8 protein-coding genes are annotated in these 9737 nt (G+C 60.6%); all 8 read left to right on the top strand.

Going from position 1 to position 9737, the window contains the following annotated elements; genetic code table 11:
• Positions 1-115, top strand: a 115-nt coding sequence (locus tag GMST_RS14065) for an IS3 family transposase (RefSeq protein WP_183355314.1), incomplete at its 5' end; no start/stop codon positions are given.
• 485 nt (positions 116-600) lie between these two features.
• On the top strand, positions 601-1560 hold the full coding sequence (locus GMST_RS14060; RefSeq protein WP_183355313.1) for a fibronectin type III domain-containing protein: 960 nt from the start codon (positions 601-603) through the stop codon (positions 1558-1560).
• Between the two features lie 71 nt (positions 1561-1631).
• Complete coding sequence (locus GMST_RS14055) at positions 1632-3593, top strand: TonB-dependent receptor plug domain-containing protein (RefSeq protein ID WP_183355312.1); 1962 nt, start codon at positions 1632-1634, stop codon at positions 3591-3593.
• A 51-nt stretch (positions 3594-3644) separates the two neighbouring features.
• Entirely contained in the window at positions 3645-5066 is a 1422-nt protein-coding gene (locus GMST_RS14050) for a fibronectin type III domain-containing protein (RefSeq protein ID WP_183355311.1), read from the top strand.
• Between the two features lie 28 nt (positions 5067-5094).
• Complete coding sequence (locus tag GMST_RS14045) at positions 5095-5487, top strand: hypothetical protein (protein ID WP_183355310.1); 393 nt, start codon at positions 5095-5097, stop codon at positions 5485-5487.
• Positions 5488-5565: 78 nt separating this feature from the next.
• Positions 5566-6417, top strand: a complete 852-nt coding sequence (locus tag GMST_RS14040; RefSeq protein WP_183355309.1) for an ABC transporter substrate-binding protein — start codon at positions 5566-5568, stop codon at positions 6415-6417.
• A gap of 1284 nt (positions 6418-7701) precedes the next feature.
• Positions 7702-9075 carry a PAS domain-containing sensor histidine kinase gene (locus tag GMST_RS14035; protein WP_183355308.1) on the top strand — a complete coding sequence of 458 codons (1374 nt, stop codon included), beginning with the start codon at positions 7702-7704 and terminating at the stop codon, positions 9073-9075.
• The gene (locus GMST_RS14030) at positions 9072-9728 is read left to right on the top strand and encodes a response regulator (protein ID WP_183355307.1); all 657 of its coding nucleotides are present in this window, start codon (positions 9072-9074) and stop codon (positions 9726-9728) included. Before GMST_RS14035 ends, GMST_RS14030 begins: the two co-directional genes overlap by 4 nt.
• Positions 9729-9737 lie beyond the last annotated feature (9 nt).

Genomic DNA, 9737 nt, shown 5'->3' with positions numbered 1-9737 from the left:
GGCTCGGCAAAGCATCTTTGACTACATCGAGCGGTTCTACAACCGCAAACGGATTCATTCCTCGCTGGGGTATCGGACCCCGTTCGAGGTCGATCAACTCAACCTAGCCGCTTAACCGACTGTCCACGAAATCGGGGCAATTCCAGAGAGTTCCTGGGAAACTTAGAGCACCTTTCCATGTAGCGCTGCGGCTGATCTCACGTTCCCCCCTTTGGAAAAGGGGGGGCAGGGGGGATTCGTCTTTTCTTGCAAGCGGAGAAATCGAGCAGATCATTCGTCATCTGCTGCCTTGGACATCCTTTGAGAGTGGGTCATAAGGTTGGCGCAAACCGAATCCCCCCCGACCCCCCTTTTCCAAAGGGGGGAGCCTACTAGCCCTGTTGTCGTCTAAAGGTGGTTCTTCCCAGGAATTTCCCGAGGAACCTTTTTGAAACGGGGGGACGCAAGGTCAACCGTAGCGCTTGGTAATTGTGTCGAGAGTCTTTGAAATTCAGGAAAAGTTGATCTGGCAGGTTATTTCTCAACCAATGGCAGGCTAACTGAGGGGCTGGTTTTTCGACCTTAATCTCAACCTTAACCTGCCTAACCCTAGGAGGAACGATGAAGCACTTGAAGAAATGGAATGGAATTCTGGCGGCATTCTGCCTCGCCCTGTTCGTGCTGGCCATGGCTGGCTGCGGCAGTTCAAGCACCACTGCCGCACCTGCGGCACTCACGGGCGTGTCTGCAAGCGCCGGCGATCAGCAGGTCGCCCTTAACTGGACCCCGGTGAGCACTGCCATCAGCTACAACGTCTACTACGGCACCAGCGCCGGTGTCACGACCGCTACCGGAACCAAAGTCGCCAACCTCGCCGGGCCGAGCACGGTCACCGGCCTTACCAACGGCACTACCTATTATTTCGTGGTGACCGCCGTCAACGGCGGTGGAGAGAGCCCGGTGTCAAACGAGGTCAGCGCGATACCGGTCCCGGCTGCGCCCGCCCAGGTGAAAGGGATATCGGTGTCACCCGGAGATACCACGGCGACGGTGAGCTGGACAAACGCAACCGACGCCGTCTCCTATAACATCTACATCTCGACTTCTGCGACCTTCACGACTACGACTAACGTTCTGCAAAAGATCACCGGCGCCACCAACGGCCAGGTTATCAACGGTCTTACCAACGGTACCGCCTACTACTTCGCCGTGACCGCTGTCAATCTCGGCGGGGAAAGCCAACTCTCGGCAATCAAAACGACGACCCCTGCGGTCCCGGTTCAGATCCCGACCAATCCTTCCGCGGTTACTGCCACCGCAGGCTCCGGACAGGCGACCATCACCTGGGGGGCGGTGAGCAACGCGACTTCGTACACCATTTACTACCTGCAGGCTCCCGCCTCTCCGCAGGTTGCCGGTAGCACCGTCAAAGCAGCAAACAACGCAATAACCAACGTCACTTCGCCGTACGTGGTGACCGGTCTGACGTCCGGCCTCAACTACTGGTTTGTTGTCACGGCCTCCAACTCGGCTGGCGAAGGCCAACCGCAGACCAACGCGAAGGCGGCCCTGATCCAGTAACTGAATTTCTAATCCTGGTGCTGCAGGGACGAAGCTCCGGTCTCTGCAGCACCTCTATTTCCGGTGCAAACATGAAACAGAAGCCACTCCTGTCGACCCTCGCCATTCTCAACCTACTCCCGTTGCTTGGAAGCCCTGCGTTTGCCGCACAGCCAGAAGACTCCACCTCCGACCGCTACAACCTGGGCGAGATCGTGGTCTCGGCACCCGGCGAAGGGGTTCAGGCCACCGAAACGGTGCGCATGGTGACTGCGAAGGACATCGAGACCAGCGGCGCCAGGACCCTCGATGAAGCGATCGCACTTTTGCCGGGCGTCAACATCCGCAACGGCGGAGAAGGGGTGCCGCGCATCGATATCAGGGGCTTCAAGACCCGGCACGTGGTTCTTTTGCTGGACGGCATCCCGTTGAACTCCGCGTTCGACCAGCAGTTCGATCCGACCGCGATCTCCACGGAAAACATCGCCGAGATCAAAATGACTTCCGGCGCGAGTTCGATCCTCTACGGGCAGGGTGGATTGGGTGGCGTCATCAACATCATCACCAAGAAGGGGATGCAGCGCACCCAGGGGATGGTCGGCGTCGAAACGGGCGATCACGAGCCGTACCAGGCGAAGGCCTCCGTCTCCGGCGCGAGCGATCGCTTCAACTACTTCTTCAGCGGTAACGCCCAAAAGGTGGACGGCTTCCCGCTTTCCGACGATTTCCGGCCGACCGTCGAGCAGGGCTCCGGTTACCGGAAAAACAGCGACCATGAGCGCAACAGCCTATTGGGGACCGTCGGGTTCACCCCGAACCAGGACCTCGCCCTGGGGCTCACCGTCAACTATGCGCAAGGCTCCTACGGCAAGCCGGCGACTGCTATCAACGACAGCGCCGACCTCTTTGCCAACACTACGAAATTTCAGCGGGTTCAGGACTACTCGACCCTGTCGCTGCAGCTGGCGGGCGAGTACGCTGCGACCCAGCACCTCAACCTGAGGGGCTGGACGTGGTTCACCCAACACGACGAACTGCAGAACCAGTACGGCAGCCGCGACTACGCTGCCGTGAACCTGCAGCAGAAGGCAATATCCACCATCACCGGTGTCACGCTGCAGCCCAAATACGATTTCGGTCCTGCGGGCTCGCTCGCGCTGTCGCTCTCGGCCGAAAACGACGCCTGGGATACCTACACCATCATCGGCACGGCAGACACCGAGCACCCCGAACAGCAGATCTACTCCGCTGGTATCGAGTACGAATTTTCGCCGCTGCCCGGGCTCAACCTGGTCGCCGGCTACGGCCACTACTGGCAGGCGAGAAGCGAAGTGACCCTTGACGATTACAGCGCGCTCTTCGGGGCCAGCTACGATCTCACAGCGGCGACGCGTCTGAAGGCCTCCTTCAAGCGCAACGTGCGCTTCCCGTCTCTTGGGGATCTCTACGACACATTCAACAACGGCAACCCTCAGCTTTTGCCGGAACGCTCCCACACCTACGAGGCTGGAGTGGATCAGAAACTCCCCCTGGAAACCACGGCTGCGCTTACCGGTTTCTACACCACGGTCGAGAACCTGGTGCAGACCAACCAGGACGTCGGCAGGAAGGTGAACCTTGCCGAGGTGCGCTTCGCCGGAGCGGAACTCTCTGTTGCCAACCGTGCCGTTAAGAACCTTTTGCTGCGCGGCAGCTACTCGTACCTGCACTCCGAGGACCGTTCCCGGGCCGGCCGGGAGGAGCAGCAGTACACCCCGGAGCACGTGATCGTCCTGGAAGGGAAGTACGACTGCGCCTGCGGTTTCACCCCCTACGCCTCGGTGCGCTACGTCGGGAACCAGTACGCCTACACCAAGAACAACGTGCAGCCGGTGCAGAAGGCGAAGCTGAACGACTACACCCTGGTGAACCTGAAGCTGAACCAGCAGGTCTGGGGCGGCAAGGCGAACCTCTATGTCGGGGCCGACAACCTCTTCGATCAGAACTACGAGACCAGCTACGGCTTCCCCCAGCCGGGCAGGTTCGTCTACGGCGGCGTGGAGTTCCGTCTCTAAACGCGCGCTGCCGCAACCCGCGGCAGGAACCACCTCTGGAGGAACCAAACGATGAAGCACGGCGGAAAAATCATCGCCCAGATACTTATCCTGACAGCGCTCGCGCTGGGGCTTTGGGGCTGCGGCGCCTCTCCCTGGCGTTACGATCCCGGCGTCCCTGCTGCCCCTGACGTGGTAGCCACCGCCGGAAACGGGGTCGTTCGCGTGAGCTGGTCCCAGCCGTCCAACGCCACGGCGTATGACATCTACTACGCGAGCTCGCCCGGCGTGACCACCTCCAGCTCCAGTATCCCGAATTCCTGCGGATCCTTCGCCGATGTGACGGGGCTGCAAAACGGCACGACCTATTACTTCCGTGTCGTGGCCCGCAACTCGAAAGGCTCCAGCCCGCTCTCCGGCGAGGTGTCCGCCGCGCCGTCATCAGCCGGGATCTTCCTGCCGGCCGACCTGGTGGGGACCTGGCGCTTCAACGCACTCATCTCCGGCTCCGGCGCGAAGTGGATGCGCGGCAGCGTGAACATCGACGCCTCCGGCGCGGTTTCGGTCGCCTCATTCCTGGACAGCGCGGGCGGCACTACCGCTCCCAACGATCTATTCAGCACCATGAGCATCGCCTCGGACGGCACCGTTTCGCAGGACGGCGCGGCCGCAGGCTTCCACGGCGTCCTCTCCGAAAACATCTTCCGCGACCTTTTGGTCGGCACCGGCACGACCGCCTCGGGGCAGCTCATGGTGGTGCTGCAAAAGATGGTGCCGGGGATCACCTTCGCCGCCACCGACATCCAGGGGACCGGCCAGTCGGGCGCGGGGCCGCTGCTCGTTGTCTATCACCAGATCTCCAGCGGCGCGGTAAGCGAATGGGAGTGGGGCAACTTCCAGGTCGGCCGGGATCAGGCGGAGACCTACAGCTCGATCGGAGCGCAAAGCGCCAAGGTGCTTCCCGGGGCCGGCTCCAAGGTGGTCGGCATGACCATCACGGCCGACGGGCTTATCTCCGAGTCGCCGAAAGCAGGCGTCACCCCGCAACCGGCGGCACTTTTAACCGATGCGGTAATGTCCGCGGACAAGATGACCATCGTGGGAACCGCGACCGACAGCCGTGGCGCCTACCTGCTGCGGATCATCCAGCTCGTGCATCCGCCGACTATCGCTACGGGGACGAACTACCAGCTTGGCGATCTGGCCGGAAGCTACACCTACCTCGCGGCAAGCGCCGGGGCGCTACCGGGCTGGGCCGTGGCAACCGAGACGGTAGGGAGCGCCGGCAACGCCTCGTTCTCCGGCTACCTTGCCTCCGACGGCAGCACTACTGCTCCGGCGCCCTTCGCCTTGGGACTCGACGCGCAGGGGAAACTCAGCTCCGGTGCCGACACGAGCTACCACGGCCAGTTCTCTTATTTTAAAAATCTGGTGGTGGCGACCGGAACCGGGGCGGGCGGAGCAGGGTACCTGAGCGTTGCGGTGAAGCGGTAACTAATCCACAGAAGAAAAGAGGGTAGCCATGGAAAGCGAAGCGCCGCGCAAGAAGAAGCGCTCCAAACTCTCCAAAGCCATCGACCTCGTGCTGCGTTACTGGCATGTCGGGACCACCAGCGTGCTCTTCGGTGGGATGGTGCTGGGGATCCCCTTCATCCGCCTGGATATCTGGCACACCCTGGCCATCGCCACCGGCGGTTCCCTGGTCTTTTCCGGGATCTGGCAGAGCCGGCACTGGCCCTACCAGGTGCGCGGAGTGCTCGCGCTCGTGCACGTGGGGCTTTTGGCCCTGGTGCATTTCCAGCACGATTTGGCGTTGCCGGTGCTTACCGCGGTGTTGCTCTTCGGGTTTTTCGGCAGCAATCTTCCCGGCAACCTGCGCCACTGGTCGCTGCTGCACGGAGAACGGGTGGATTGATACGGATTGCAGGCAACCCAAGAGGTTCGGCTGAAATACTAGAGCCAGCCACCGTGATATTTCTCAAGGAGGGTATCTATGAAACTGCTACTGCCGGGAATAACGCTTGTACTGTTGAGCTTGGCGTTTTGGAGTTCCCAGGCCCGCGCCGATCAGGGCTTCCTGCTCATGGCGAGCACCATCGGCCCCATCGATGCCGGCATTGTGCCGGTACTCGAGGACGCCTTCGAGAAGGAGACCGGCATCCAGGTGCGCCACGTCGGCGCCGGGACAGGCGAGGCGCTGCAGATCGCGAAAAAGGGGAGCGTCGACCTGGCGCTGGTACACGCTAAATCGCTCGAGGAAGCGTTCGTCAAGGAAGGGTTCGGTACCGAGCGGATCCCCCTCATGTACAACGACTTCGTCATCGTGGGACCGGCCGCGGATCCGGCTGGCATAAAGGGGATGAAGAGCGCCAAGGAAGCCCTGAAGCAGCTTGCCGTCCGTCAGTCGCCTTTCGTCAGCCGCGGCGACAAGTCCGGGACCCACGTGGCGGAGCTTGAGCTCTGGAAAGGAACCGGAGTAATTCCCGGCGCGCCTTGGTACTCCGTTTATGAGAAAGGGAACGAGGGGAACGTTCCGACCCTGCGCTACACCGACCAGCGGGGGGCCTACACGGTCATCGATCGGGCGACCTATCACTCCCTCAAGGACGCCATCAAGCTGGTGGTGCTGGTCGAAGGTGACGAGGTGCTCTTGAACCGCATCTCGCTCATCCCGGTGAACCCCAAGAAGTTCCCGACTGTCCACCACGCTGAGGCTTTGCAGTTTGTGGCCTGGCTGACCGACCCGGCAAAGGGGCAGCGCATCATCGCGGAGTTCGGGAAGGAGAAATACGGCGCTCCGCTGTTCTTTTCGGACTCCAGGCTCTGGCATGCCAGCCACCGGTGATGCTCAGTTATAGCCAGTTCTTTGATGAGGACCTAAATTCGAATACGAGATCTGTAAAGCGTAAAAGCCGCCTCCTGTCGCAGCGACAGGGGGCGGCTTTTTTGTTGTACTTTCCGCGATGGTGTCAACTTTTGGGAATCGTTCTTATCGCCCCCTTGTTGGTACAACCGTTTTTGGAATCGTACTAATCGACCCTTTGTCGGTACAAACGTTTTTGAAATCGTACCAATCGCCCACACGTTGGTACAAACTTTTTTGAAATCGTACGAACTACCCCTCTGTTGGTACAAACATTTTTGGAATCGTACTAACCGACCCTTTGTTGGTACAAACGTTTTTGAAATCGTACCAATCGACCACACGTTGGTACAAACTTTTTTGTAATCGTACGAACTACCCCTCTGTTGGTAAAAACGTTTTTGGAATCGTACTAATCGACCCTTTGTCGGTACAAACGTTTTTGAAATGGTACCAATCGACCACACGTTGGTACAAACTTTTTTGAAATTGTACGAACCACCCCCCTGTTGGTACAAACTTTTTTGAAATCGTACGAACCACCCTTATGTTGGTACAAACGTTTTTGGAATCGGAACAATCGCCTCGCGTCGATACAAACTTTTTTAGGATCGTACTGACCCACCTCGTGTTTGCCTAAACTTTTTTGCGATCGTACCACAAATGGTTCTCCCCGACGGCATCCAACGCCGGAATGCCGAACCAAGTAAACCTGTTCCCTGCGCGGTGCTTGATGCGGCTGCTTTTGGGCTTCTTTTTCAACCCGACTCGGTCTACCTCACATGAGAAGAAGGTCTTGTTCGCTGCACCACGCGAGGTACCCGCACGGTTTTCATGTGGCGCCGCGTCGTCCGAGGAGACCAACACGCGGATTTTCCTTAGGACTAAGGAATTCTCTGTATAAGAGATTTGCGGCATCTGATGCATAGTTGGCGGCACCGCCAGGTCTCTTTTCCCCAAGATCACGAAATCACTGGTAAATGATCGCAGAACAGGCTAAAAAGACTCTAAGGTCCCCTGCGGCTCGTAGTGAGGGCAGCTCGAGGGGACCGGTCCTGCCTGGTGAGGGGGGCGTGCCGCCGACAAGGAAGGCCGTCCCGCTGCTTCCCCAGGTCCCCCGTCCGGGGCGGCCCGCGACGAATGTGCCGCCATGGCCGCCGGGACGAAACCTGCTCCGACTCCTGGTTCGGCTCGCTGAACCGGAACGAGGAAAACGCCGCCTTGCGGGCTCCGGCACGTCCGGGAGGTCCCGCCGGAATAACAGCCATGCTGCACACCCACGTCCCCATCAGCTACCTGGTCCTCGATACCGAGGGGAGGGTCCTCAAGAGCAGCTACGCGACCGCTGAGCTTTTGGGTGTGCATCGCCTGCACCTGGTGCAACTCCCCTTCAGCGAGTTTGTACAGGAGGATTGCCGCCCGCTACTTCTCGCACTGCTGAAGCAGCTCTACGCCGAACCGGCGGAGCCGATCAGCTGCGAGCTCGCCCTGTGCACCGCGGCGCAGCAGACGGTCCACGTGCAGGTGCAGGCCCGGGTGCGCGAACCCGGCAACCTCTGCTTGATGACCTTGACCGAGGTAAGCCCGCTGCGCGACGGCCAGAAGAACTCCGATACGCTCGCCGACCAGACCGCCGCCTGGGAGTTCTGGGTCGGTCCCGACGGCAGGTTCATCTACATGTCCCCCTCCTGCCAGGCCATAACGGGCTATCGGGACGAGGAGTTCCTGGCAGATCCCGAGCTCTTCGTGCGCATCGTGCACCCGGAGGACACCCCGCCGTTTTACCCGTCCGACCTCGGGCAGTACCGCCAGGGGCCGCCGCAAGAATACCGGATCAGGCGCCGGGATGGCGGCACCGCCTGGATACGCCACGAAGGGCACCTGGTGACCGGGCCGGAGCAGGCCATCCTCGGGCTTAAGGGGACAAACCGCGAGGTGACCCACGAGCGGCAGTTGCGCCAGCAGCTGGAACAGTCGGTCGAGGAACTCAAAAAACTGACCGCGGAGCTGAACCTCTCCGAGGAACGTGAACGGCGCCGCATCGCGCAGGCGCTGCACGACCAGGTGGTGCAGGGGCTTGCCATCGGGAAACTGAACCTGGAATCGGTCCTCGACAAGGGCGAGATCGCCGATCATCCGGTGCTGCAGGAACTGAAGTCGATCCTCGAATACTCGATCCAGGACCTGCGCGATCTCTGCTTCGACCTCAGCTCTCCTCTGCTCTACGACCTGGGGCTCGAATCGGCCATCGGTTTCCTGGGGGAGAAGCTGGAGCAGAAGTTCGGCTACAACTTCGTCTTCAACACCTGGGCCCGGGACAAGAAGCCGCTCGGCGAAGAGGTCGCGGTCGCCATGTACCAGTTCTGCCGCGAACTCCTGATCAACGCGGGGAAGCATGCCGAGGCATCCACGGTTTCCTGCCTGTTGTTCCAGGACGACGAACGCCTGGTTTTGAACCTTCAGGACGACGGCAAGGGGTTTGATCCGGAACGGTGCCGGGAAGGGTTCGGGCTCCCCAGTATCCGGCAGCGGGTCAACTACCTGGGGGGGACCCTGACCGTTAAATCCGCGCCGGGTGCCGGGACGACCATCGAAATCACGCTCTGGCCCGCCACAAAGAGCGCCAAGGAGACCCTATGATCCGCCTGCTACTCGCCGACGACCACACCATCTTCCGCACCGGGCTGAAAAACCTGCTCTGCCAGGAGGAGGATTTTCAGGTGATTGCCGAGACCGACGACGGTGCGGCTGCCGCTGAACTGGCCGCGTCCCTCTCCCCCGACGTGGCCATCGTGGACATATCCATGCCGAGTCTTACGGGGATCGAAGCTGCACGCAGGATTACCAGGGAAAGCCCCGGGACCCGGGTCATCATCCTCTCCATGCACACCACCAAGGAGTACGTATCCGCCGCCCTGGTGGCGGGAGCCAGCGGCTTTCTCTCCAAAAGCTGTACCCACACCGACCTGATCCAGGCGATCCACGACGTGGTCGGCGGCAAGCACCACCTAAGCCCCACCATCAGTTCCTCCCTCATCGAGCTGATCACCACCCCTCCGGCGGAGCCGCAGCCGGTGCCCGCCAAAGCCGAGAACCAGCTCTCCCGCCGCGAGAACGAGGTGCTGCGCCTCCTGGCGGAGGGGAACTGCACCAAGGAGGTCGCCGCGCACCTGGGGATCTCCGCCAAAACCGTGGAGAGCTACCGGCTCAACCTGATGAAAAAACTGAACATCGTCAACATGGCGAACCTGGTGCGCTATGCCATCAGGGAAGGCATCGTCGATGCCGATTGAGGGTGCCGG

This window comes from Geomonas silvestris, assembly GCF_014193515.1.
Classification (GTDB): Bacteria; Desulfobacterota; Desulfuromonadia; order Geobacterales; family Geobacteraceae; genus Geomonas; species Geomonas silvestris.
The sequence above is the reverse complement of the archived record's forward strand: the minus strand, read 5'-3'. Positions and strand labels throughout refer to the sequence as shown.

Coding starts and splice junctions, on each gene's coding strand:
- GMST_RS14055 (WP_183355312.1), top strand. CDS start 1,632: ATGAAACAGAAGCCACTCCTGTCGACCCTCGCCATTCTCAACCTACTC.
- GMST_RS14030 (WP_183355307.1), top strand. CDS start 9,072: ATGATCCGCCTGCTACTCGCCGACGACCACACCATCTTCCGCACCGGG.
- GMST_RS14035 (WP_183355308.1), top strand. CDS start 7,702: ATGCTGCACACCCACGTCCCCATCAGCTACCTGGTCCTCGATACCGAG.
- GMST_RS14040 (WP_183355309.1), top strand. CDS start 5,566: ATGAAACTGCTACTGCCGGGAATAACGCTTGTACTGTTGAGCTTGGCG.
- GMST_RS14060 (WP_183355313.1), top strand. CDS start 601: ATGAAGCACTTGAAGAAATGGAATGGAATTCTGGCGGCATTCTGCCTC.
- GMST_RS14050 (WP_183355311.1), top strand. CDS start 3,645: ATGAAGCACGGCGGAAAAATCATCGCCCAGATACTTATCCTGACAGCG.
- GMST_RS14045 (WP_183355310.1), top strand. CDS start 5,095: ATGGAAAGCGAAGCGCCGCGCAAGAAGAAGCGCTCCAAACTCTCCAAA.